At 58.0% G+C, this 23367-nt stretch carries 23 protein-coding genes and 2 tRNA genes; 13 read left to right on the top strand and 12 right to left on the bottom strand.

Features of this window, described 5'->3' with window-relative positions; all coding sequences use genetic code 11:
• Positions 1-103: 103 nt before the first annotated feature.
• The 4 genes from radA to JN12_RS00400 all read left to right on the top strand — a co-directional run bounded on the left by radA (position 104) and on the right by JN12_RS00400 (position 4510).
• Complete coding sequence (radA, locus tag JN12_RS00385) at positions 104-1450, top strand: DNA repair protein RadA (protein ID WP_145016954.1); 1347 nt, start codon at positions 104-106, stop codon at positions 1448-1450.
• Positions 1451-1547: 97 nt separating this feature from the next.
• Complete coding sequence (gene dksA / locus JN12_RS00390; RefSeq protein ID WP_145016956.1) at positions 1548-1904, top strand: RNA polymerase-binding protein DksA; 357 nt, start codon at positions 1548-1550, stop codon at positions 1902-1904.
• 59 nt (positions 1905-1963) lie between these two features.
• A complete protein-coding gene (locus tag JN12_RS00395) occupies positions 1964-4375 on the top strand; it encodes a GAF domain-containing sensor histidine kinase (RefSeq protein ID WP_145016958.1) in 2412 nt (803 codons plus the stop codon).
• Positions 4376-4434: 59 nt separating this feature from the next.
• Positions 4435-4510 (top strand) — tRNA-Ala (locus JN12_RS00400).
• Between the two features lie 721 nt (positions 4511-5231).
• Here JN12_RS00400 and JN12_RS00405 read toward each other — a convergent pair.
• The 8 genes from JN12_RS00405 to JN12_RS00440 form a co-directional block, all read right to left on the bottom strand.
• Complete coding sequence (locus JN12_RS00405; protein WP_145016960.1) at positions 5232-5573, bottom strand: hypothetical protein; 342 nt, start codon at positions 5571-5573, stop codon at positions 5232-5234.
• A 362-nt stretch (positions 5574-5935) separates the two neighbouring features.
• Positions 5936-6448 (bottom strand): terminase small subunit, encoded by a 513-nt coding sequence (locus JN12_RS00410; protein ID WP_145016962.1) that lies wholly within the window; start codon positions 6446-6448, stop codon positions 5936-5938.
• Positions 6449-6530: 82 nt separating this feature from the next.
• Positions 6531-7052, bottom strand: coding sequence for a hypothetical protein (locus JN12_RS00415; protein ID WP_145016964.1), 522 nt, complete (start codon positions 7050-7052; stop codon positions 6531-6533).
• A gap of 28 nt (positions 7053-7080) precedes the next feature.
• Positions 7081-7299, bottom strand: coding sequence for a hypothetical protein (locus JN12_RS00420; protein WP_145016966.1), 219 nt, complete (start codon positions 7297-7299; stop codon positions 7081-7083).
• A gap of 80 nt (positions 7300-7379) precedes the next feature.
• Entirely contained in the window at positions 7380-7724 is a 345-nt protein-coding gene (locus JN12_RS00425; protein WP_145016968.1) for an AAA family ATPase, read from the bottom strand.
• A gap of 347 nt (positions 7725-8071) precedes the next feature.
• Positions 8072-8275 (bottom strand): helix-turn-helix transcriptional regulator, encoded by a 204-nt coding sequence (locus JN12_RS21065; RefSeq protein WP_145016970.1) that lies wholly within the window; start codon positions 8273-8275, stop codon positions 8072-8074.
• 101 nt (positions 8276-8376) lie between these two features.
• Positions 8377-8763: a hypothetical protein gene (locus JN12_RS00435; protein WP_145016972.1), complete on the bottom strand. Its 387-nt coding sequence runs from the start codon at positions 8761-8763 to the stop codon at positions 8377-8379.
• 23 nt (positions 8764-8786) lie between these two features.
• Positions 8787-10187: a tyrosine-type recombinase/integrase gene (locus JN12_RS00440; protein WP_145016974.1), complete on the bottom strand. Its 1401-nt coding sequence runs from the start codon at positions 10185-10187 to the stop codon at positions 8787-8789.
• A 151-nt stretch (positions 10188-10338) separates the two neighbouring features.
• Between JN12_RS00440 and JN12_RS20390 the strand changes: the two genes are divergently transcribed.
• The 5 genes from JN12_RS20390 to JN12_RS00460 all read left to right on the top strand — a co-directional run bounded on the left by JN12_RS20390 (position 10339) and on the right by JN12_RS00460 (position 14821).
• Positions 10339-10419, top strand: a tRNA-Ala gene (locus JN12_RS20390).
• A gap of 218 nt (positions 10420-10637) precedes the next feature.
• Positions 10638-10973, top strand: a complete 336-nt coding sequence (locus tag JN12_RS00445; protein WP_145016976.1) for a hypothetical protein — start codon at positions 10638-10640, stop codon at positions 10971-10973.
• Positions 10960-11829: an HDOD domain-containing protein gene (locus JN12_RS00450; protein ID WP_145016978.1), complete on the top strand. Its 870-nt coding sequence runs from the start codon at positions 10960-10962 to the stop codon at positions 11827-11829. The genes JN12_RS00445 and JN12_RS00450 overlap by 14 nt, the downstream gene beginning before the upstream one ends.
• Positions 11826-14411 (top strand): response regulator, encoded by a 2586-nt coding sequence (locus JN12_RS00455; RefSeq protein ID WP_145016980.1) that lies wholly within the window; start codon positions 11826-11828, stop codon positions 14409-14411. Before JN12_RS00450 ends, JN12_RS00455 begins: the two co-directional genes overlap by 4 nt.
• Before the next feature lie 2 nt (positions 14412-14413).
• The gene (locus tag JN12_RS00460; protein ID WP_246125675.1) at positions 14414-14821 is read left to right on the top strand and encodes a response regulator; all 408 of its coding nucleotides are present in this window, start codon (positions 14414-14416) and stop codon (positions 14819-14821) included.
• Here the strand turns inward: JN12_RS00460 and JN12_RS00465 are convergent.
• Positions 14811-16673, bottom strand: coding sequence for a B12-binding domain-containing radical SAM protein (locus JN12_RS00465; RefSeq protein ID WP_145016982.1), 1863 nt, complete (start codon positions 16671-16673; stop codon positions 14811-14813). The genes JN12_RS00460 and JN12_RS00465 overlap by 11 nt on opposite strands.
• Before the next feature lie 71 nt (positions 16674-16744).
• Positions 16745-17284 (bottom strand): MXAN_5187 C-terminal domain-containing protein, encoded by a 540-nt coding sequence (locus JN12_RS00470; protein WP_145016984.1) that lies wholly within the window; start codon positions 17282-17284, stop codon positions 16745-16747.
• A 155-nt stretch (positions 17285-17439) separates the two neighbouring features.
• Between JN12_RS00470 and glmU the strand changes: the two genes are divergently transcribed.
• The 4 genes from glmU to JN12_RS00490 all read left to right on the top strand — a co-directional run bounded on the left by glmU (position 17440) and on the right by JN12_RS00490 (position 21335).
• Positions 17440-18819, top strand: coding sequence for a bifunctional UDP-N-acetylglucosamine diphosphorylase/glucosamine-1-phosphate N-acetyltransferase GlmU (gene glmU, locus JN12_RS00475; RefSeq protein WP_145016986.1), 1380 nt, complete (start codon positions 17440-17442; stop codon positions 18817-18819).
• Between the two features lie 77 nt (positions 18820-18896).
• A complete protein-coding gene (gene glmS, locus JN12_RS00480) occupies positions 18897-20726 on the top strand; it encodes a glutamine--fructose-6-phosphate transaminase (isomerizing) (RefSeq protein ID WP_145016989.1) in 1830 nt (609 codons plus the stop codon).
• Between the two features lie 72 nt (positions 20727-20798).
• Positions 20799-21077, top strand: a complete 279-nt coding sequence (locus JN12_RS00485; RefSeq protein ID WP_145016991.1) for a hypothetical protein — start codon at positions 20799-20801, stop codon at positions 21075-21077.
• Positions 21078-21101: 24 nt separating this feature from the next.
• Positions 21102-21335, top strand: a complete 234-nt coding sequence (locus JN12_RS00490; RefSeq protein WP_145016994.1) for a hypothetical protein — start codon at positions 21102-21104, stop codon at positions 21333-21335.
• Positions 21336-21490: 155 nt separating this feature from the next.
• Here JN12_RS00490 and JN12_RS00495 read toward each other — a convergent pair whose 3' ends face one another.
• Positions 21491-22798 (bottom strand): type II toxin-antitoxin system HipA family toxin, encoded by a 1308-nt coding sequence (locus JN12_RS00495; protein WP_145016996.1) that lies wholly within the window; start codon positions 22796-22798, stop codon positions 21491-21493.
• A gap of 9 nt (positions 22799-22807) precedes the next feature.
• Complete coding sequence (locus tag JN12_RS00500) at positions 22808-23137, bottom strand: helix-turn-helix transcriptional regulator (RefSeq protein ID WP_145016998.1); 330 nt, start codon at positions 23135-23137, stop codon at positions 22808-22810.
• Positions 23138-23367: the final 230 nt, after the last annotated feature.

Here is a 23367-nt window from a genome sequence, read left to right on the forward strand (position 1 = left end):
CAATGCAGAGAAACGACACCGGTAGCTGTCCGGCACGCCGGCTCATTGACAGCCCCGAATGGCAAGGCTACTATGCGGCAATCCCCGCATTCCAGGAGCTACCATGAAACCCAGATCCCTCTTCACCTGCCAGAAGTGCGGCTACCAATCGGCCAAATGGCTGGGGAAATGCCCCGACTGCAACGCCTGGAACAGCATGGTGGAAGAGTTGCTCGTCAAAGGGGGGGGGACAGCCGGCACGGCCGCTGATAACCCGCCCTGCCCCATCGGGCAGGTGTCGGGCGATGCGGAGAAGCGCCTTCCCTGCGGTATCTCCGAATTCGACCGGGTCCTGGGAGGGGGGCTGGTTTCCGGCTCGCTGGTGCTGATCGGCGGCGACCCGGGTATCGGCAAGTCGACGCTCCTGCTCCAGGCCGCCGACCACCTGGCCCGTAGCGGCGAACCGGTCCTCTACGTCTCTGCCGAAGAGTCCCCCCAGCAGATAAAGCTCCGCGGCACCAGAATGGGGGTCAACGCCCCGGCACTCTTTCTCCTGGCCGAAACCAGCCTGGAGCGGATCATCGCCCATATCGGCACCATGAAGCCGCGGGCGGTGGTGGTCGACTCCATCCAGACCGTTTTCACCGCGGCCCTGGAGTCGGCCGCCGGCAGCGTCAGTCAGGTGCGGGAGTCGGCCGGCCGGCTCATGCTGCTGGCCAAGGGGAGCAACATCCCGATCTTCCTGGTCGGCCATGTCACCAAGGACGGCTCCCTGGCCGGCCCCCGGGTTCTCGAGCATCTGGTGGACACGGTCCTCTACTTCGAGGGGGATGCCGGGCACCCGTTCAGGATACTCCGGGCGGTCAAGAACCGTTTCGGCTCCACCAACGAAATCGGCGTCTTCGAGATGAAGAGCGAAGGGCTCTTGCCGGTGCAGAACCCGTCCGAGCTCTTTCTGGCCGAGCGCCCCCTGGGGGTGGCCGGGTCGGTGGTCGTGGCAGCCATGGAAGGAAGCCGCCCCCTGCTTGTCGAGCTGCAGGCCCTGGTCAGCAGCTCGCCGTTCGGCACCCCCCGGCGCACCACCATCGGCGTGGATCACAATCGGCTGGCCCTGCTGGTGGCGGTGCTGGAAAAGAAGGTCGGTCTGACCATGGCAGGGCAGGACATCTTCCTCAACGTGGCCGGCGGAGTGAAGCTGAACGAACCGGCAGCCGACCTGGGGATGATCATGGCCGTTGCCTCAAGCCACCTGGACAAACCGGTGGACCCCGGGGTGCTGCTGCTCGGTGAAGTCGGCTTGGCCGGCGAGGTGCGGGGGATCACCCAACCGGAACTGCGGGCGAGGGAGGCTGCCAAACTCGGCTTCACCCGCTGCCTGCTCCCGGCCGGCAACCTGAAGCAGGTGCGGGTAAAAGGGATCGAACTGGTTGGCGTCAAGACCGTCGACGATGCCATGGAACGGCTTTTCTGAACCGTTGGGGCAGCCATGGTGAGGAAATTTCCCTTTACTTGGCTTACGAAATGCTTTTTAATAGTGCATTGTATTTTGCCAGCCAGTGGAGAGAGTTATGGAGAAGGACAAGCTCGAATATTTCAGAACTGTGCTTCAGGAAGAGATGCACTCCCTTCTGCAGGAAGCAGACAAAACCGTATCAGAGATGACCGTGGACAGCACGAACTTCCCCGACCCCACCGACCGTGCCACCCAGGAGTCGGACCGCAACTTCGAACTCCGTATCCGTGACCGGGAACGGAAGCTCCTCAACAAGATCAAGGAGGCCTTGAGCCGTATCGACGATGGCTCCTTCGGTACCTGCGAGGTTTGCGGCGAGGATATCAGCGAAGGGCGGCTCAAGGCCCGACCGGTCACCACCCTCTGCATCGACTGCAAGATGGAGCAGGAACGCCAGGAAAAGGTCCCCTGACACCGGATCATCCCCCAGAAGGCTAACCAGCACACGCGACCAGACCCAATACGGTGACGATGCGTCGACCTCATGCGGAAAAGCCCCTGCAGTCCTTTGCCGAACTGATCGCTGCCAGTGAGACCTGGCTCGTCAGGCGCCTGCTCAAGTATGCCGAAGAGCGCGGCTACACCCCCTTTACCCCCCCCCTGGAAGAAGCATGGCGCAGTTCCATCTCCGGCCTGTCCAACGGGATGCTGACCAGCATCCGCCAGCATCCGTCCCCTCCCCCCATAACCCCGGAGATCGACCGGGACGACCCCTCTGTTGCCTTCGGCGTTCTTGAGGCGAAGCGCCACCGGCAACGCGGCGTCACCGTCGCCATGTTTTTCGGACTCATGAAGTACTTTCGGCGCAGCTATCTGGACCTGATCGACGAGATGAAGGCCGAAACGGAACGGCTGGGTTGTCGTCATTTTATCGATCACTATTTCGACCGGGTTGAGCTCGGATTCCTCGGCGAATGGGAACAGACAACGGCAGATGCGTACATAGCCGAATTGCAGGACGCCAACCGCGACCTGATCCATGAAAAAAACCGCTACCTGACCACGTTCGAAAGCCTCCCTACCCCGGCCATACTTTATGACAAGGCATTTCGCCCCATCAACCTGAACCTGGCCGCTGCCCAGCTTCTGGAAGAGCTGCCGACCCCCGGAGGACGTTATTACGGACGCCCTACGGAACAGGACGCCGCCTCACAACTGTTCAAAAAAATCCGTCCGCATCTTTCAATGCTTCTTAATGCAGAGCCGATAACGCTGATGCTCGAGACACGCCAGGGGGTCCGGCAGTACCAGGTATTCGGGCGCGAACTGCTCGACTTCAGCAAACAGCTCATCGGCATGGTGTTGATCTTCAGCGACATATCCGAACTCAAGCATGCCGAAGAAACCCTCAGAGTCCTGTTCGAGGAAGAAGAAAAGCGAGTAAAAAACCGGACGGCCGAACTCCTCCGCCTCAACCAGAAACTGACACTGGAGGTAAAGGAACGGCGCCGGGCGGAGTTGGAAATCCAGCGGCTCAACAGCGGCCTCGAAAAGCGAGTGGCCAAGCGGACCGAAGAACTCCGCAAGGTAAGTGAAGAAAACAACCAGAAGTTGCAGGAACTCTCACTGCTGCATCGCCTCAGCAGCCCGATCCTGGCGACGGTACGGGTGGATAAGCTGGCGCATCTGATTCTGACCGCCCTCACGGCCGGACCGTCGCCGGTGTTCGAACGGGCCATGCTTTTCATGATCAACGAACGTTCAGGCATCCTCCAAGGGATGCTGGGAGTGGACAGGGGAACCTCCATAGACCTGCCGTTTCCGACCAAGCCCGACCTCGGCCACCCCACTCCCTGGGACCTGGACGACGCCAGGTTGGCATGCCAGCGTGAATCCGAGCTCTGCTCCCAGGTCAAAAAGGTCCGTATCGAACTGGACAAAACGAAAAACATCTCATCCCGGGCAGTGCTGGAAAAGAGAATTTTTTACATTCCCGATGCGGTGAACGACAAGCGCGTAAACCCGGCCATCATTAACAACTTCTCCATCAGATCGTTTGCCGTTGCCCCGCTCCAGACCAAGGATCGCGTTTTCGGGGTCGTCTTCGTCGACAACCCGGACAGCGGTAAGGCGATCACCCGTGAAGATCTGCGTTTCCTCCAGCTCTTTACCAGCCAAGCCGGCATAGCCATCGAGAACTCGCTCCTGTACGGCAGCCTGGAGGAGGCGAACCGGCGACTGCGGGAAGCCCAGGACCAACTCCTGCATGGCGAACGACTCGCCACTATCGGCGAGATGGCAGCTAGTATCGCCCACGAGCTGAAAGGGCCGCTGGTATCCATTGGTGGATTTGCCCGTCGCCTTGGCAGGAAGATGAACAAGGACTCCGTCGAGGCTCAATATGCAGAAACCATCGTCAATGAAGTCAAAAGACTGGAAAAACTCCTCTCCGATACCCTCTCCTTCTCGCGTAAAGCGACCATCTGCTACGACCGCTGTGACATAACCGACGTTGTGGAAGACGCCCTCACCATTGTCATGCCGCTTCTGGAGCGAAGTGCCCTCAAGGTAGTCAAGGCCTACCCGCGCAAATCGATCCATCTCTTTGCCGACTGTCAGCAGCTGAAGCAGATCTTCATAAACCTGTTCAGCAACGCCAACGAAGCGATGCAGAATAAGGGGGAACTGCACATAGCCATCTCCGGCTCGACCCTGCACGGAAAACCGGCCGTTGCCGTAAAAGTTGGTGACACGGGCAGCGGCATCCCCACTGATGCGATCAACAAGATCTTCAATTCATTTTATACGACAAAGTTGGACGGTACCGGCCTGGGGCTCCCCATAGCAAGCCGGATAGTCGCCAACCACGGCGGCAAGATACAGGTCAAAAGCCAACCGGGCGTTGGAACCGACTTCACGGTCATCCTCCCCCTGAACCACTAATTTTTCTTTTCAATGATCGGTGTTTGGGGTATATATTTCGTCTATTAGCTGATAACCATGGGGCTGTAGCTCAGCTGGGAGAGCGATGCGTTCGCAACGCATAGGTCGACGGTTCGATCCCGTTCAGCTCCACCAATAAAAACAAGGCGTTATGGATCATTCCATAGCGCCTTTGTTATTTATTCGGCAACACTGTTGCCGCTTTGTTGCCGCTTTGTTGCCGCATAGCTGCCTGATAGCGACTGATACGACTTGATATTTCCGGCCCTCTATTGGGGTGAAGCCTAGCCCTCCCCTCCCCCCGTACCAGGTACGGGGAGCGGGCATCGATCAGAGGGGGGGGGTGGCATCGGACTCTCCTCAGGAGTTTGCCGTACCCTCCTTCTGGGCTGCGACATATTTTTAGAAATGGTCAAGTGGTTGACGAGCGGCCCGTCACGGCTCCCCATGCTCGAAATGCTACCCTTGCTGAAGGCAGAGGCGAAGGAGCGGCAGAGACAAGCAGGAAAAGACCACATTGGGAATCTGATCAACCAGGAATCTCGGGTTAGCATCCCTGGATGCGAAGCCGAGACAATCGACCCCCGAGACATTCACCGGGACAAGGTGCTTCTGACGCGCCAACGAATCACGACAGAATATGTCAGGCTGCATGTGTGCTATGGGGTCGCATAGCTGGCGGGATGAATCTTACAGGCCGGGAAGACTGGCAACGTCCAAATTTCGATTCTGAGGGGTGTTCGTTCTGGCGGTCAGTACGGAGTGGGGCAAAGCCACAAAGCAGGCTGATTGCTGCCGGAATCTTCGCCAGGGGGAGAAAAAGGGGAAGCGGTTACGCCTCCCCTTCTCCGTTTGCTCAGTATCCCCCACGATACCCCAGATAATCCAAGTATCGCTTTATCTTCGGGTCTGATCGCTGCAAGGTCGGACCGTAAACAGGGGTTGCCCCCCCGGGTTGGTAGTCAATGTTGATCTCGACGGGGTACTGTGCCGGATCGTAGCGACCACGCGCCAAAGCCTGTGCCATGTGCTGTTGCCAAAGCTGGTCAACAAATTTCTCGCCGTAGGTGGTGGCCTTGTCTGCCAATATTCCCCAGCCGGTCGGCTGCGTCTGCTGGTCGGCTGGCTGCTCTTGTTCTGTCTGGCGGTCTGCACCTGTCCGGTTGTTCATCATCAGTAAGTTTTCAAGCACTGGCATCGTTCAACCTCCTTTTCTGGCGGTGCTCATGACCACCGATTGAAATTCTTTCTGTTTGTCGCTGTTATCAATGCCATGGCCGCGCCGTATTCCGTGTACCCTGAATCAGTCAGTGCAAGACTCAAGTTGTCATAGTGCCCCATAATTTCGGCTTGTGTCATGCTCTGCATTCTCTCTGTGTAAGCCTCGGGCCACAACTGGCGCGGAATGGAGAGAAAACAGAATTCTTCCGGTTGCCAGAACGGGCAGGCGCCGCAATCAACCGGCAAACGCCTGCCGTACCAGTAACAACCCTCCATCAACGCGCTTGCCACGGATTGCATAAAGTGGTGTTTTTCGTTTCATCGGGGTTCGCCTCCTTCCTATCGCCGGTACCGGTCCAAGTCGACCGGGCAGACGGCCGTGATCTGAAGCGATACGGACTTGTTGGCGGGGTATGCGTCATGAAGCTTCAAGGCCTCCGTGGTGGCCCGAATCGACACCTGTGCATCTGGACCGTCAACATGGCGCTTCAGGGTGCGGATAAGGTGCCGGCGCCCCAAACCTTCCGTCTCCATTACGGCCGTGATCGCCTCGGCAATGTCAGGTTTTTTAGCCAGCCTGCAACCGAGGCTTTTGGCACTGTCACGGGTGGTCACGTCGAAGGCAGCGGCCGCGGCGTCGGTCTGTGTCTTGCCGCTTACGATCTCCACCACAAATGCCTGCTCTTTGTCCGTGAGCTTGTCCAGGATCGCCGGCCGTTTCGCTGCCAGTCGCAACCGGCGAAGCCTTTTCGATACTGCCGCTTCGGTAACGCCGAAATGGGCTGCTGCGTCCTTTTGTGGCGTGCCCTGGTCGATCATTGCCAGCAACACTGCATCGTCGATCTTCTTCAATGTCTGCCTCCTTTCCGTAGAGTGGCGCGGGGGTGGTTAAGGGTGCCGTGCCGTTTACCGCTGGCGCGGGGTGTTGAGCCGTTCAAGTTAACTGCTCGGCCTGATCCTGCCGGGTGTCCCCTCCATCTGTCACACCTGCCAGGACAGTCTTGAAAGCGTCATATAATTCCGGGTCGGATTTGCACCTTTCCGCCAGGTCATCAAACCCGCAAGGCAGGTTGCTGAGGCTGCTCAGTTTCCCCCAACAATGCAAGCGGCACCGGCTCCCGGCCATATCCTTGAACCAGTAATCCAAGGCAATGATGGTATGGGCCTTGATGAAGTCCCCCATATCCGCGCCTCTTTCCCGCTCATCATCGGTAAGGGATGCATCGCCATGCTCAAGCATTTTCCGGCTTGGCTCTACCAGGTCACGCTTGATCTGCTCGGGAGTAAGCAATCCCTCCTTTACGCAGTAGGCAACCGTGTGCTGGGAGAGTGTGCACAACTCACGGCTGATCCATGCAACGGTTCCCATGTCCCGGTTGAACCATGCCCACAGGTCATGTTTGATACAGGGGATACCGTACTTGTTTATGTCTGCCTTGTGGCTTGGAGCGGTCATTTTTGCGCCTCCTTTTGGTGTAGTTGGGTCATCTGTTAACCCACGCCGGTACAGGTGGCGGGGGGAGTACCTTTGAAGCGTTCAGGCAGATATGGTCGGTAATAACGCTCTTCAGATACAGGGCGGCATCAACTCCCAGGCCGGCCGCCAACTTCTGAACAATGTCGAAGGTGCTGTCAGATAGGACTACATCAAGGCGATTATTCTGGCGCAGTAATCTCAATGTGACTTTGTCGGGTTGGTTCATTGCTTCCTCCTTTTTTGGACGGGACAGGTAGCGGGACATCGGGACACCTCTAAAGAGGTGTGTCCCGTCTGTCCCCCTTACTACCCCCGGACAAGTCCGGGACATGTCCCGGTTATGTCCCTTGTCCCGTTTTCGGTAATAGGCTCGCCGCCTACCGCTACAGCAAGCCCACAATCCAAAACGGTGAAGGTTTTCCCGCATCCTGATGGGCCGAATAGTAGCCCCGTGGTGTCGCGTTCGATAAACGGCTTGATGAGGTGATTTATGGAGATGTGAGTGTCGAGGAAATCACCGGCGGACATGAAGAGGGAAGGTTTTGTGCCGGGTTCCTGGTTTCCAACAATAGCTGGCTCCGGTGCCTTCTCCCCGTATCCCTGCCGCGCCAGCTCCCGAGCAGCCGCTCCGAAGTCGCCGCCGTGGTACAACAGGGCATAGGCTCCGAATTTGGTGTAGCTGCGTTGCTCGAATGGAGTGGACGAGCTGAAGTTATGAAACAGGTCGTTACCCTGATAATTTAGCGTCCCGCTGATTCCAGTATTTTTCCCGGGTCGACGTAGGTAGGTAAGACGGCCCGGTTGCTGATCGTGTTGCGGAATATGTCCGGCTGATAGCCGGTCGTGACAAGGTAGCTCGAAAGGTCTAGGTTTTCAGTCTCGAATGTTCTCACGATATAAGGTCTCCTGTATGTGGCGTGGGCTCCTTTCGCCTCACTGCGCCGCGCCTCTGGGCGTCGGCGCTGGCTGTCTCACGACAGTCGGTCGTGATCCTCGCTCTAGGCTGCGTGCCTCATCTGCTCCATGCACTCCCTGAGTTCAGACAGCCGCCAATACACCTTTCCCCCCAGTTTGAAAGGGCGGGGAATCCTACCAGCCTCAACGTCACGCAGAATTGAGGACCGAGACCGCCCCAGGATACTGATGCATTCCCCGAGTGAGACGTTCCGATCCTCGACGGTAGGCTTAGACTTGTACGCCATAACGTTACCTCCTAGAAATTGGTTCAAGCTGAACCAATCAATAGCAGGCTATATCTTGTAATGCACTGATTTTGCAGGATAATAAAACTATTAAAGGAGGGTTACTTTTTTTCTCGTAGGATGAAGGGGTGGAGAATTTTGACATGGTGCAATAGTTCAGTACCAACAGATTTTCTTATAGTTGACTCTTTTATGCCATAATTTGCTGCAAGAGCCTTATAGGCGGCGTCTGATCCACCGGCGCCAAACTGCTCCAACAGGTCAAGATACTCAACACAGAGATGCAGGTTTCTCCCGTAAGTGGTTATTGATCCTTTCGGCCGGTGTGCTGGTTTCTTCGGTTGGGCCTTTGCCTTGGGTGCAATTCGATCCGCAAGATAGCGCCGATCAAGCTCGGATAGTTCACCGCCACTCAGGAGCTTTGCAGATAGTTCAGCCTGGTAGCGTTCTTCATCCTCTGTGCTGGGAAGCAAATCCCATCCGCTCATATTCGCGCCTCCTGAAGCAATGATTATGCGCTTCTTCTGCCTATCTGGATACTGACCACGTTGTCTGACTTCTTGCTGGTGGTGATGCTGGTCAACTTGCGTTCCAGCGCCTCCATTGCGGTTTGCTTCTCTTTGGCGTAGTCGTGCCGGTTATAGACTGCCACCACGCCCCGCGCCTTGTGTCCTAGAATGGCGTCGATCACCTCATTGCTGTAACCGATCTCGGCAAGCAATGTTGCCGCCGTCCGCCTCAAGTCGTGAGGCGTGAACGGCTGCATGTCGATCTTCTTTTCATCCTTGACCGGCACCATAACGGGGGTGTCACTGTCTGGCGACTTCCGTGCTGCTCTCTGGCGTTTGTAGTCCTTCAGGTTGCGCCGGATAGCATAGGCCAGCGCGTTGACGTCTATCGGCTTGATAATGGGCTTCTCGGTTTCGGGGTCGATCTCAACACGAGGTGAAGGGAAGATGTATCCCTTTGCAACCATCTCGCCGGTTCCGGTGTCCAGAATCTCCAGGGGGCCGATGATCTCCTTTGCCGTGCCGGTCAAGAACACCCGGTGAACAATACCGTTCTTGCTCCGGTCTGCCGGTATCTGCCACCAATCGCCGTCAAGCTCGCTTGTGTGCATCCCGATTACTTCCCCTGGCCGTGCTCCGGTCACAAGGATAAGCCGCAAGGCGCGCTTGATCTCGTCAGATATTCCCGCGGTGTCAAGGCCGATCCATAACGCCTTGATTTCGTCAGCGGTCAGCACTCGGTCCTTGGCGACCTTCTTCGTCAGCGGCTTCACCCCGAACATGGGGCTGTTCTCCAATATGTCGCGCTCCACGGCAAAGGTAAACATCCGGCGCATGACTTCAAGAACCGTTCGGGCCTGCCCAGGCGCGCCACGCTCAACGATCTTTTCCAGCAAAAGAATCAGGTCGCGTTTCTTCACGTCCTGAGCCTTGGCCTTCCCGATCAGCGGGAGCACGTCATTGTTTAGACAGAACTCGTCACGCTTCCAGGTCTTCTTATTCGGCTTGGCGTGCTTCTCCATGTACTCTTTGGCAAGATCGTCGACGGAATGGGCCTTACGGCTTTCCAGTTGTTGCAGCCGGGCAGTTTTCTTGACTGCAACAGGATCAGCACCGCCTTGACCTTTGACGAACAGCTCAACCTTTTTCTTCTCCGTCTCGTATGCCGCGCGGGCTTCCGACAATGTAACCCTGTTGCCCTTCGGTTCCCCTTTGTGCTTCGGCTCGTAGTACTCCCCCAGGTTCAGGAACTTCCTTTGACCGGCAACACGGTACATGAAGAAGAGTGTCTTTGTTCCTGATGGATGCACCCGAACGCCGAAACCGCCTTTCTCACGGCGCGTGAATTCCTTTGCTTCAGGCTTCAGGTTCCTCAGAGACATATCGTTCATAGTGAATTCCATACTGTTGCCCTCCCCCGTAACTGTTGCCGTACTGTTGCCGTGTTAAATTGTGGCCGTGGCATGAATCAGTTGATACAACTTGAAACAGAGAATAATGGAAAAAACCAGTACTGTCAAGCATTTGAGGTAATTATTTACACGGAGAGTGGGTGAGGCTGGTATAGGCTGGAATTACAATATGTTGCCGTTCGCAACGCATAGGTCGACGGTTCGATCCCGTTCAGCTCCACCAATAAATCAAAGGGTTATGCCTGTGGGCATAGCCCTTTTGTTTTTCGATTATTGTTTATAGGTTTCCTCCAGCAGGAACAAACCGCTAACCTGCTCCTGAAACACCCATTCCCTAAAGAAAGCCAATACGCCACCGAAGAGTTGGTACATGTCAATACCATCTATTGGCCCGGCAACAGACATCTGCCGTCGAACCGCTGGGTGGCACGGAACTACCACATGGGAATGGTACCAATTGATACGCTGGAAACCGGGATGGTCCTGGCGACAGACGTTCAGGACAGCACCGGCAGACTGCTCCTGGGAAGCGGTGTCGAGCTGACCCAGAAACACCTGGTGATCTTCCGGACCTGGGGAGTAGAAGAGGCCGACATTGCCGGCATAGATGATGTCGACCGCTCCGTCCCGCTTCCACCGGAAGTCACCCAATCTCAACTGGAAGAAACCGAACAGTCCCTTACCTCCCTGTTCCGTCACGCCAACACGAACCATCCCGCAATCCGCGAACTGCTGCGCCTGGCGGCAATCAGTAAAATCCTTCATGGCCATCACTGATACGTCACCCATTACGATTGAACGCCTCGTCGCAGAGACCAGAACGGTCTACTCCCTGCCATTCTTCTATGAACGACTCAACGAGGCGATCAACCACCCGCGCAGTTCCATCGACGATATTGCCAGGATCATCACCGAAGACCAGGGACTGACGGCCCGCATCCTCAAGCTCGCCAACAGCCCCATGTTCGGCTATTACTCCAGGGTCGACTCGATCACCAGGGCGGTGACGATCATCGGCACGCAGCAGCTCCGGGACCTGGCCCTGGCCAGTTCGGTCATCAAGGTCTTCCATGGCATCCCCGAAGAATTGATCAGCATGGCTTCGTTCTGGCAGCACAGTATTGCCTGCGGCATCATCGCCCGCAACCTGGCCACCTACCTCCGTGAGAGCAACGTGGAACGCTTTTTTGTCGCCGGCATCCTCCACGATGTCGGTCAGCTGATCATGTGCACCACCGTTCCCGACACGGTCCGCACCCTTTCCGAAAGGAGCAGGGAATCGGGTCAGCTCTACTCCTGCGCCGAGCGGGAACTGCTTGGTTTCGATCATGCCGATGTGGGCAGCGCACTGTTCCGCGAATGGAAGATCCCGGCAAGCATCGTCGAACCGGTCGCCTGTCATCACGCCCCGGCCCTGGCGACCCAGTTCCCGCTGCAAACAGCGGTTATTCACCTTGCCGACATCATCTGTCAGGGTATGCAGTTCGGCCAAAGCGCCGAATGGTTCGTTCCCCCGCTGGCCGAGGCCGCCTGGGACCGCCTGGGCATGCCCATCAGCATGCTCGGTACCATCCTGAAACAGTCCGAACCGCAGATCCACGAAACCTTTACCATCCTGACGGAGGGGTCATGAACGAGGAGAGGACAATAACCCCTTCCCCGACCTTCCTCCAGGAACGGGTTGACTACCTTGAGGAAATGAATCGCCGCTATATGGCTATTCTGGAGATGCTGACGTCAAGCGGCGATTTCCACGGCGATCTGAGCAGGGCAAAGAGTTCCCGGGATATTTTCCACGCCACGTTCAGTCAGGTGGGGCGTTTGCTGTCGTGCCAGGTGATGGGCTGTCTCGAAGCAATGGACGACGGTAGTTTCGAGCTATCCACCTGCTCTCCCGAAATTTCTCATGGGGTTCTTCAGCAGCAACTCGACGTCATGATCCTGGATGGTTCCTTTTCCTGGGCGCTCCACCGGAACCAGGCAATTCTATTCCCGCTACCGGAAGACCGTAGCGTGCTTCTGCACGTCATTGCCACCCGCACGGGCATTCGGGGAGTCTTTGCCGCCATCCTGGTCGGCGGGACGGCAACGATCGACGCAGCAGCGCTCAATGCGCTGTCGATCCTGTTCTACACCTGCGCCTACGCCCTGGAGAGCACCTCCCTCTCCGCCATGGTGCGGGAACAGATGACCCACCTGGAAGAACGGGTCCGGGAGCGGACCAACGAGCTGGAGTCCGCCCGGCAGATGGCAGAGGCTGCCAATAACGCCAAGAGCGAATTTCTGGCCAATATGAGCCACGAAATCCGCACCCCCATGAACGGCATCCTGGGGATGACCGAACAGCTTCTGCAGGGTGGATATTCGCCCCAACAGGAGCACCAGTACCTCGGCATCATCAAGGATTCCGCCGACAGCCTGATGCTGCTGATCAACGACATTCTGGATTTCTCCAAGATCGAGGCCGGCAAGCTCACGATCGACAACAGTCCCTTCATGCTCCGGACCACCATCGGCCAGACACTGCGCTCCCTGGCGGTCCGGGCCAGTCAGAAGGGGCTGGAACTGACGTTCACCCCGGCGCCCGCCATACCCGAGATCCTGGTGGGCGATGGGGAACGATTGAAGGAGGTCCTGATCAACCTGGTCGGCAATGCCATCAAATTCAGCGACCACGGCGAAATCTCCACCACCGTCAAGATAAAGAGCAGGTCGCCGGACCGAGTGCTGCTGCAGTTCTCCGTGACCGACCAGGGGATCGGCATGACTCCCGATGTCATGACCAGAATCTTCTATGCCTTTGAACAGGCGGATGCATCGACTACCAAGCAGTTTGGCGGGACCGGCCTGGGACTCGCCATCTCCCGACGTATCGTGGAAATGATGGATGGCGACATCTGGGTTGACAGCGTTTTGGGCAAAGGGAGCACCTTTCACTTTACCGTGCCGTGCGGCGTGGAAGGACAGAGCGCCGCTCTTGACACAGAGCCGGCACTGCGCGGGGTCGAGGTATTGGTGATCGACCACCTGGCGTCGAACCGGCAGATGTTTGCCGATTTTCTCACCAATTGGGGGATGCTCCCGACAACTGCCGATACCAGACAGAGTGCCACGACCCGGCTCCGGAAGCTGGCGCAGCACAACGCAGCCCCTTTCCTGGCCGTGATCGACATGCAGTTCCTCGGCACTGACGGAACAGAGCTGGTCGAATGCCTGCAAAAAGCAACAGGGGGCATGCTCAAGGTGATTGTCATGGGCAATGCCGGGAACACGGCTGACGCCGGGGTATTCAAGCAGTTAAAGATCGATGACTACCTGACCAAGCCGGTGGTCCACTCAGAACTCAGGGAGACGATCAAAGCGGTGATGAGCGGCCGCAACGAATGCACCACCGGCCCCACCGGGTCAGCCGCCGACGAAGAGGGTCCCCGGTTGAGCATCCTGGTGGCAGATGATGTTGAGGTCAATCGCGAACTGGCCGCGGTAATCCTCTCCCGGTCCGGGCATCGTGCAACCTTCGCGAAGAACGGACATGAAGCGGTCGCCACTTTTTTTGCCGGACGGTTCGATGTGGTCCTGATGGATATACAGATGCCCGGCATGGACGGTCTGCAGGCCACGCAGACGATCCGCGAGCGGGAGGCCAGTACCGGCCACCGTACCCCCATCCTGGCGCTGACGGCCTACGCGGCCAAAGAGGACAGGGAGCGTTGCCTGTCTGCCGGCATGGACGGCTATATTTCAAAGCCGTTCAAAGCGGAAGAACTTCGGGCCGCCCTCCGGGAGCACTGTCACACTAAAGCCGATGCCGCTGCGCCGACACCAACCGGGGCACATCCGGATGAAACCGAATCCTCCCCACCGACGCCGGTATTTGATCGAACAGGGCTTGTGGAACGGCTGGGAGGGCGGGACGATCTGGTCGCCAAATTTGTCGCCATGTTCAGCACACGAGTGGCGGTCTGCTGGGACGAGCTCGCTACCGCAGTAGGAACAAAGGATACAGACGCCATACGGGTGCACGCCCACGCCGTCAAAGGGAGTGCGGCCAACATCGGTGCCGTACGGGTGCAGGAAGTTGCCCATCGGATCGAATTGGCCGCCAAGAGTGGCAACCTGGACGAGGCATTATCAGCAGTACCGCGGCTGAGGGAAGAACTCGACGCTTTTACCCGGACCACGGAAGGAATTGTTAATCCAACGGAAAAGGAGTGACCATGGAAAATCTGAAATGCCTGATCGTTGACGATGATGAGCTGGGGAGAGGGCTGATTGCCCAGTGTCTGGAGGGAACTGCTTCCTGTACGATGGCGACCGACGGCAACGAAGCCGTCGAACAGTTCATGACGGCCCACGAGGAAGGAACCCCCTTTGACCTGATCATCCTGGATATCGTCATGCCCAACATGGATGGTCACGCAGCGGGCAAAGAGATACGACGGATCGAAAAGGAACGGGGGATACCGTTGGCACAGCAGGTAAAGATCATTGTGCTCACCGCCCTCAACACCCCCCAGGACGTCATGAACTCCTTCATGTCGTCCCAGCCGGCCGCCCACCTGGTCAAGCCGGTCGAACCGGCGAAACTGCGGGAAACCCTGGGGAAAGTGGGCCTTAAGAGATAAGCGTCACGATCCCTTCGGCTGCTGCAAACTCCAGGAAGGCTGCTGCCGCCGCCGGCTCCATGCCTGCCGCTTCGGCAGCCTCCCGCGCCGGCCGACAGCCATCCAATTCTTCGAGCAGAGCGTGAAGCCGTTCGTCAATGGATTCGGTAAAAACCTCACCGGCCCTGGGATAGATAACCGCCCATGATCCCGTCGGGGAAAAACAGTCCGCAAACTCCTCCAGATCGGGCTCCCCGGACTCCAGCAGGTCAAAGATCTCGTAGTGGAAACGGGCGAGACGGGCAGACGGGGCGAGCACGAACGGCCGCCCCAGCAGATCCTCCGTTGCCAGCTCCCGATCCGTGGGGAGTTCCGGAGGAACCGTCATGAGTGCCACGGCAAACAGATGATGGTAATCGACCAGATCGAGGGCCACCGGCAGCAGATGCGCCACCCCTTCCGCGGAAAACAGCTCCTCCAGAAACGACCGTTGCAGCTGCCAGATCTGTTCGTCCGTGAACGCCCGCTCGGTCACGCCGGCACCGTGCCGCTGCGACAGCCTTTCCCAAAAATGTCCGAGGAACCCGGCCGGCCGCATCCCCAGTGAGCGCACCACCGCATTGAACCAGGCCACCGCCTTGCCCCGGCTGAAAAAGATGTCGCAGGCCGTAGCCACCCCCCTGGCCGTGGCCAGAGCGCCTTCGTCCATGGTGGCCGAACGGAGCAGGGTATAGGGGGGGGACGGCAGATGCTCAAGCCCCCATTCGCCTGCTCTGGCAGCCAGGCGGGTTCCCGGCAGCACCGCCAGCGGGAAGATATCAAGGTGGTTGGGATAGCAGTCGAAGGCGAAGTCCAGGCTCATGGCAAAGCCCTCAAGGGTGTCACCGGGAAGGCCGTAGATCAGGTCGAAGCCGAACACCGCACCGGCCTCATTGAGCAGCATGATGCGCGAAACGAACCCCTCCCGGTTGAAGATCCTTCCCACATTCTTCAGCACCCGCGGGTCGGCGCTCTGCAGGCCGATCTGCAGTGAACAGGTAATTGCCGCAAAGAGCTCGGCCATCTCTTCGTCGATGAATTCGCTCCGGACCTCGAAGTGGAAATGGATATGGGGTGCCTTGTCCCGAATCAGGCGGAGCAGCGTCTTTGCCCGCGCCATGTCACGGTTGAAGGTGGAGTCGAGCACAAAGACCTGGGCAATCCGGCTGGCAACAAACAGATCGAGCTCTGCCGCCAGGCGCTCCACGGAAAACCGACGCACCCCGCGCTGGCCCAGGGTGTCGAAACAGTAGTCACAGGCATAGTCGCAGCCACGGGAATGCTGCCAGAGGCCCCCCCCGCCGTCAACCAGTGGCAGGATACCGGAAAGGTACGGCGACGGCACGCTATCCAGCTCGGGAACAAGGGCCACGGTATGCGGGAAAGACTGGTCGCGGGTCACCACCCCGGGGATGCCGGCGACATCGCCTCCGGCAAGGAGTCGCGCCACAGCAGCACAGATCGCCTGCTCTCCTTCTCCGCAGACGACAAAGTCACAGGCGGAACCGGCCAGTAGTCCTGCCGGGTCGGCGGTCGTTTCCGGCCCTCCGGCAAAAAGCACCAAGGCAGGCCGCAGCTGACGGAGGGAAAGCATAATGGCCCGGCACTGGTCGCGGTTCCAGAGGTAGAGGGAAAAACCGACCGCTTCGGGCTCAACGGCAAGGATCTTGTCGACACAGGCCGCCACGTCATCGTTGGCGAAAAGGTCGCAGAGAACGATATCGACGGCATCAGCGACCGGAGAGGCGGCCAGGGCGCTTTTCAGGAAGGCCGCTGCCAGGGGAATGGCCTGGGGCGAGGGTTCGGTATGGCTGGTAACCAGCAGGAGACGCATAGGAAAACCTTTATGGTTCGGAGTTCGGGGCGGGGATAACCATACGTTACCGCCGGAGCTCTGAGCAATCATCACCTTTGCGGACGGGCCTTGATCTTCGGAACACCATTCTCGATCACCACCACAAAGGTAATGCGGTCCGTGCCATAACGTTTCTGGATTAATGGTTGCTGCTGGGCGATGAGATCGGCGATCTTTTCAGGGGAGATGGTGCCGCTGTTCAGGTTGCACGCCCGGCGGGCCGCCAGGTAATCACGGTAGACCTGCTCAGCCTCGGGAGGCACCGATGACACCGGTTCCGGGGCTGGCGGCAACAGGGCATGGCGCGCCATCTTCGCCCGGTCCCGGGAATACTTCCCCTCCTCGATAAGGCGGATGATGCGGCCCCAGTACTGGCGGTAGCTGCTGAACCTGGCCACCAGCGAGTTATAGCGGAACTTGAGCATGGTGTTGCTGATCTTGGTCGTCGCGTACTTCCTTGACTGCCGCTCCACATCATCCAGGAGCTTGAGCGGCTCCCGCTTCTCCAGTCCGAGGAAATACTGTTCATACTTCACGACCAGATCGTTCAGACGCTGCTCGAAGAGGTAGATGTCTTCCTGTACGCCCATGCGTGACTCCCGGGGAAACTATAGCGGCTCGCCGCCCCACTGTAAAGTGAAACCCTTTTTGAGGCGGGATGAGAGAGCCTATAATCCCTTGACCATCCTGCCACTCATCGATTACAGTATCAGGAATTTTCGTCAGATGCGACGGAGGATGGACAATGAGTGAAACAGCAGCCGTGATCCTTGCCGCGGGCAAAGGCACCCGCATGAAATCCGACCTTGCCAAAGTCATGCACAAACTGGGGGAACGCCCCATGATCGCCTGGCCGGTCGCGGCGGCCAGGGCTGCCGGTGCCGGCAGAATCGCCGTGGTGGTTGGCCATCAGGCTGACGCGGTCCGGGACTATTTCACCGGAGCGAACGACCTCGCCTTCTCCCTCCAGGCCGAACAGTTGGGGACCGGCCACGCAGTAGCCTGCGCCGGGGAACAACTGGCCGGGTTCAGCGGCAACGTCCTGATCCTGTGCGGCGACGTCCCGCTCATCCGCCCCGAAACCATCAAAGCCATGCTGGACGCCCACAACCGACGGGAGGCGACGGTAACCGTGCTCACCACCCACCTGGCAAATCCCTTCGGCTATGGCCGAGTGCTCAAGCGGGAAGCAAACCGCATCGTCAGGATCGTGGAAGAAAAGGACGCCACCCCCCAGGAACGCGAAGTCGACGAAATCAACTCCGGCATCTACTGCGTCGAGGCCGGCTTTCTCTTTGACGCCGTCAGCCGCCTCGGCAATGACAATGCCCAGGGAGAATATTACCTGACTGACATCATCACCCTGGCAACCGAGCAGAACCGCTCCTGTTACGCCTTTACGGTGGCTGATCCGGACGAGGTCATGGGAATCAACGACCGGGTCCAGTTGGCCAGCGCTGCAGCAGTGCTACGGCAGCGGATCAACGAGCGGTTCATGCTGGATGGGGTCACCATCGTCGACCCCGCCGCCACCTACATCGAGGAAGGGGTGACCATCGGCCGGGACAGTGTCATCTACCCCGGAGTCCAGATCAGCGGCACCACCACCATCGGTGCTGACTGCGTCATCGAAGCGGGCGCGGTAATCAGCGACTGCCGCCTGGGAGACCGGGTCACCATCAAGGCCGGATCAGTGCTGGCCGAATCGTTGCTCCACGAAGAGGTGACCATCGGCCCCATGGCCCACCTGCGCCCCGGCACCGAACTGAAGGCACACGTGAAGATCGGCAACTTCGTGGAAACCAAGAAGATCATCATGGGCGAAGGGTCCAAGGCATCCCACCTGACCTACCTGGGCGACGCCGAGATCGGCCGGGACGTGAACATCGGCTGCGGCACCATCACCTGCAACTACGACGGGGTAAAGAAGCACCGGACCGTCATCGGCGATAACGTCTTCGTCGGCAGCGACGTCCAGTTCGTGGCCCCGGTCACCATCGGCAACAACTCGTTGATCGCCGCCGGCACCACGGTCACCCGGGATGTCCCCCCCGACTCCCTGGCCCTGGCCAGGGTCCCCCAGGTGAACAAGGAAGGTTGGAGACTCAAGAAAAGTGAGGAGTGAAGGGTGAAGAGTGAGGTAAAAAGCTTTCTATCTTGCTGATCCTCACTCCTCACTCCTAACACCTCCCGGAGATTATTATGTGCGGAATAGTGGGATACGTCGGAGGGCAGCAGGCCACTCCGATTATTTTGGAAGGACTGCAGAAGTTGGAATACCGGGGGTACGACTCGGCCGGCATCTGCACCATTCAGGACGGCTGCGCCGAGATCGTCCGCAGCGAGGGGAAACTGGTCAATCTGCAGCGGCTCCTGACCCAGAAGCCGCTGTCCGGCACCATCGGTATCGGTCATACCCGTTGGGCCACCCATGGCCGCCCGTCGGAGAGGAACGCCCACCCCCACGAGGCCGGCGACATCATCGTGGTCCACAACGGTATCATCGAGAATTACCTGGAGATGAAGGAACGGCTGAAGGGGCTCGGCCGGATCTTCAAGAGCGAGACCGATACCGAGGTGATCTCCCACCTGGTGGACGAGCGGCTGAAAGAAACCGGCGACTTTGAACGGGCAGTCCGGCAGGCGCTGCAGGAGTTGCGCGGCGCCTTTGCTGTCTGCATCCTCTGCAAGCTGGAGCCGGAGACCCTGATCGCCGCCAAACAGGGATCGCCCATGGTGGTGGGGCTGGCCGAGGGCGAGTATTTCGTTGCTTCGGACATCCCGGCCATTTTGTCCCACACGCGCCAGATGGTGTTCATGGAAGACGGCGAACTGGTGCTTTTCCGAAACGGCGTCCCCGCCTTCTCCACCATCGCCGGCGCGCCGCTGGAGAAGAAGCCGCGGCATATCGACTGGTCCCCACTCATGGCCGAAAAGGGTGGCTACAAGCATTTCATGCTCAAGGAGATCTACGAGCAGCCCCGCGCCATCCGCGACACCATCACCGGCCGGCTGCGGGAAGAGGACGGGGACGTATTCCTCGAAGACCTGCGGCTCTCTGCCGAGGCGCTGAAAGGGATGGAGCGGATCTGCATCATCGCCTGCGGCACCTCGTGGCATGCCGGCCTGGTGGGGAAATTCCTCATCGAAGAGCACGGCCGCGTCCCGGTCGAAGTGGACATTGCCTCGGAATTCCGCTACCGCAACCCGGTGGTCAACGAGAAGACCCTGGTCATCCTCATCTCCCAGTCCGGCGAGACCGCCGACACCCTGGCGGCCCTGCGCGAGGCGCATGGCCGCGGCGCCAAAGCCATCGCCATCTGCAACGTGGTCGACTCCTCCATTGCCCGGGAAGCGGATGGCGTCATTTACACCCATGCCGGTCCCGAGATCGGGGTCGCCTCCACCAAGGCCTTCGTTACCCAGTTGGTGGCGCTCTACCTCTTCACCGTCCGGCTCGGCCGGGCACGGGGAACCATCGATCAGGCCAGGGGACAGCAGATGCTGGCCGATCTGCTCCACGTCTCCACCCTGCTGGAAGAGACCCTCACGCTGGATGCCGAGGTGGAGAAGGTGGCCCGCCGTTACATGAACGCCCGGGATTTCCTCTATCTCGGCCGCGGCATGAATTATCCCATCGCCCTGGAAGGGGCGCTGAAGCTGAAGGAGATTTCCTACATCCATGCCGAGGGATATCCGGCAGGCGAAATGAAGCACGGCCCGATCGCCCTGATCGACGAGAACATGCCGGTGGTGGTGCTGGTGCCGAAAAACGCCACCTACGAAAAGGTCGCCTCCAACATGGAGGAAGTCATCGCCCGCGGCGGCCGGGTCATCGCCATCTGTACCCGGGGAGACGAGGAGATCCGCAAGAAGGCAGAGGTGGTCCTTGAGGTCCCGGACGCCAGCGAAGCGGTGATGCCGATCCTCCTCTCCGTGCCGCTCCAACTCCTCTCCTACCACGTCGCCGTCCTGAAGGGGACCGACGTGGACCAGCCACGCAATTTGGCCAAGAGCGTTACGGTGGAGTAACTCGGGATGATATTGTGGTTCAAATATAGGCGTAAAATTAAGTGATGTTGGTCGTCAATAGTGGACACCTCAATGACTCTTGCCAACTTCACCAGGGACGCTCTTTTTCTCAGCACGGACCCAGTTAGAGACAAGTTGGATATGGACAAACACGATTTCTCAAGAGTGGGAGCAACCTCTGCCAACATGCAACTTTATCTTAAGGAGATAACCGCAAATGAGGTATTCTCTGGAGCTTATCAGGTGGCCGTGCCATTGGCACATTTGGCTCAGCCTCGCAATGCTGCGGTATTTCAGCAAGTTACCAAACAACAAATCTTTGGCATGTCATATGCTACACCTTTATTTTAAATTAAACTCTCGGAGGATTCACACATGAAAAAAGTTCTCTCCACCCTCGTTGCCGCTATCGTTGCTCTTTCTTTCGCCGGTATCGTTTGCGCCGCTGAGCCGGCTGCTGCTCCTGCTGCTCCTGCTGCCGCTGACGTGAAGAAAGAAGAAAAAGCTCCGGTTAAGAAGGCAAAGAAAGCCAAAAAAGCAAAGAAGGCAAAGAAAGCCGAGAAGAAAGAAGAAGCTAAGCCTGCTGAAGCAGCTCCGGCAGCGAAGTAATTTCTCAACTCGCCGAGTCTTGACATTCAAACCCAGTCCAGTCTTGTGCGGGACAACCGAACTCGTCAGAATTTGCGGCGCGAGCAAGAAAAAATAGGTTTCAGCTGGGTTGAGTCGGCGTTTTCTGCGTTCTGCTAAAGCCCCGTGCATGCGTATTACCGGGGTGAAAGCTTGCGATGGTTCTGGCCGATCATGATTGCAAGGTCGGTACGCAGACCGGCTTGTTTGGCAAATTCCGGCCACCGGTCCACCGTCCCAGCTATCTCGGACACGATCGCTTTCGGGTTCGATAGTCGTATTGATTCCCCGATAATTGCCATGTCCTCTATCGTGAAGCCGTCAAGCTTCCCGTTGATGGACATCTGGTGCGTGTTCGTCCACTTGCCAGCTGGATTATGAGCGTAGGTGACGTCGTAGGCAGGAGAGAGCCGCCAAGTCCCCGTCTGATCCATCAGAAAGGAGATGTTTTTCGTGTGGTCGTCCTGGTTGCGGGCCAGAACGTTGAATACCATCCTCCGGAAGAGCTGGATGGCATCTGACTTGGGCAGCCTTAGCCTTCGCATGACCTGGAAAGCCTGTTCATAGCCATAAGCGCCGGCCATGTTGAAATCGTAGTGGGCTATCCCGCACAACGTCTGCATGTGGATCTTCTTGCGGCCATCACGGTCAAAACGCTTGGTCATGAAATGCGCTCGCCCGGTTTCCTCCAACAGGCGGCATTCAGTCATCTCGATCCCGGCCGCCTGTGCCATCAGGTGATATGCGAACTCGATGCGCCCAAATTCTTTTGGCTCACCCAGTTCCAGATCCGTAACGCCGTCGAACTTGAGCAGCCAGTGCTCATAGCCTTGGGGGACGTCGGTCTGACCTGAGATCACGCGTCCTTTGTCATTCATCGCTATAATGGCTTTCGGCCTGGCGCCGCCGGCCGAGGTCCCGACACGGAGGATGTCCAGCATGGCCTCTGCGTTGGCCGCCTCATTGTCCCCCAGCGTGATGTCCAGCTTTTCTCGAGTATGCATTACATCCTGAGCTAGGCTGACCAATGCTTCAATTTCTACAGGAACAGCTTTGTTAAGGTTATGATTGATCGGTGGAGCGAATTCCAACGCTCCCATGCCGCGTTTGCCAGTGTAGCAAAGCCTTTCCACCGGACCAAAGCTCTGCACGCCGCTGCCTTGGCGGGCCAGCCAAGCGTCTATGATGGCATTCCCGAACTTATCCGGCAAAACATCAGCGAGGAACCCGGGAAGTCCCATATAGGTAACCTTGTTGAGAGCTGGGAACGTAAAAATTTGTCCGGCCGCCGATTCGATTCCAAGGTGCAAGGGGGAGATATCCCATCCTTTTTTGAGAAAGGCCGGATCAAACTCGTACGCCGCATGGCCGCGGTCTTCCATCCACGCGACCGCACCGACTAGCTTCCCCCACAGATAAATTTTCGCTGTCCTATTCGGTGGCATGGGTCTCTCCTACCAATCTGTTTCTGCAGCTTGCTTGGGAGCACGTTTCTTGCCCGCCCGTTCTCTTTGCCTTCCTAGTCGTTCTGCCAGCACCAGGGGGCTTACCGGTTGGTCCGGGATTAACAGGTCAAAATTGTCGAGTTGGCCCAGTTCCCGCAGCACAGCAATGAGAGTTGATATCTTACCGTTTCCGTTTTCGAGTCGTTCAATAGTGGCCCTGGCCACCGATACAGCGGCCGCAAGCTCGACCTGGGTAAGGTTCTTGCGTAGGCGCAATTCTTTGAGTCGGCGGCCGACCTCCTTTTCAATGGCCGCATCAGTCATGGCATACAAGTTCATAGCACCTCTTTATTGAGTCATTAAACTTTATCTCAACGCTGAATGACTCGTTTTCTAGTCGTTATGGCTTATGATAAAGAATAGTCCCAGACGGCTCTGAATGCAAACACAATGTTTAAGTCACAGACCACCTGCATATGCCATTCCCGACGAGGCTCTTACATTGCCCAGAAAACCAGTGGCGCACTCAACTGTGTACACAAACAACTCAATTCAAACAATGACTGTAC

It is taken from the genome of Geobacter argillaceus (genome assembly GCF_007830735.1).
Taxonomy (GTDB): domain Bacteria; phylum Desulfobacterota; class Desulfuromonadia; order Geobacterales; family DSM-12255; genus Geomobilibacter; species Geomobilibacter argillaceus.

Bases quoted from the DNA above. Each gene is read 5' to 3' on its own strand.
- radA (WP_145016954.1), top strand. From the start codon at position 104: ATGAAACCCAGATCCCTCTTCACCTGCCAGAAGTGCGGCTACCAATCG.
- dksA (WP_145016956.1), top strand. From the start codon at position 1,548: ATGGAGAAGGACAAGCTCGAATATTTCAGAACTGTGCTTCAGGAAGAG.
- JN12_RS00395 (WP_145016958.1), top strand. From the start codon at position 1,964: ATGCGTCGACCTCATGCGGAAAAGCCCCTGCAGTCCTTTGCCGAACTG.
- JN12_RS00405 (WP_145016960.1), bottom strand. From the start codon at position 5,573: ATGCCAGTGCTTGAAAACTTACTGATGATGAACAACCGGACAGGTGCA.
- JN12_RS00415 (WP_145016964.1), bottom strand. From the start codon at position 7,052: ATGACCGCTCCAAGCCACAAGGCAGACATAAACAAGTACGGTATCCCC.
- JN12_RS00420 (WP_145016966.1), bottom strand. From the start codon at position 7,299: ATGAACCAACCCGACAAAGTCACATTGAGATTACTGCGCCAGAATAAT.
- JN12_RS21065 (WP_145016970.1), bottom strand. From the start codon at position 8,275: ATGGCGTACAAGTCTAAGCCTACCGTCGAGGATCGGAACGTCTCACTC.
- JN12_RS00435 (WP_145016972.1), bottom strand. From the start codon at position 8,763: ATGAGCGGATGGGATTTGCTTCCCAGCACAGAGGATGAAGAACGCTAC.
- JN12_RS00440 (WP_145016974.1), bottom strand. From the start codon at position 10,187: ATGGAATTCACTATGAACGATATGTCTCTGAGGAACCTGAAGCCTGAA.
- JN12_RS00445 (WP_145016976.1), top strand. From the start codon at position 10,638: ATGGGAATGGTACCAATTGATACGCTGGAAACCGGGATGGTCCTGGCG.
- JN12_RS00450 (WP_145016978.1), top strand. From the start codon at position 10,960: ATGGCCATCACTGATACGTCACCCATTACGATTGAACGCCTCGTCGCA.
- JN12_RS00455 (WP_145016980.1), top strand. From the start codon at position 11,826: ATGAACGAGGAGAGGACAATAACCCCTTCCCCGACCTTCCTCCAGGAA.
- JN12_RS00460 (WP_246125675.1), top strand. From the start codon at position 14,414: ATGGAAAATCTGAAATGCCTGATCGTTGACGATGATGAGCTGGGGAGA.
- JN12_RS00465 (WP_145016982.1), bottom strand. From the start codon at position 16,673: ATGCGTCTCCTGCTGGTTACCAGCCATACCGAACCCTCGCCCCAGGCC.
- JN12_RS00470 (WP_145016984.1), bottom strand. From the start codon at position 17,284: ATGGGCGTACAGGAAGACATCTACCTCTTCGAGCAGCGTCTGAACGAT.
- glmU (WP_145016986.1), top strand. From the start codon at position 17,440: ATGAGTGAAACAGCAGCCGTGATCCTTGCCGCGGGCAAAGGCACCCGC.
- glmS (WP_145016989.1), top strand. From the start codon at position 18,897: ATGTGCGGAATAGTGGGATACGTCGGAGGGCAGCAGGCCACTCCGATT.
- JN12_RS00485 (WP_145016991.1), top strand. From the start codon at position 20,799: ATGACTCTTGCCAACTTCACCAGGGACGCTCTTTTTCTCAGCACGGAC.
- JN12_RS00490 (WP_145016994.1), top strand. From the start codon at position 21,102: ATGAAAAAAGTTCTCTCCACCCTCGTTGCCGCTATCGTTGCTCTTTCT.
- JN12_RS00495 (WP_145016996.1), bottom strand. From the start codon at position 22,798: ATGCCACCGAATAGGACAGCGAAAATTTATCTGTGGGGGAAGCTAGTC.
- JN12_RS00500 (WP_145016998.1), bottom strand. From the start codon at position 23,137: ATGAACTTGTATGCCATGACTGATGCGGCCATTGAAAAGGAGGTCGGC.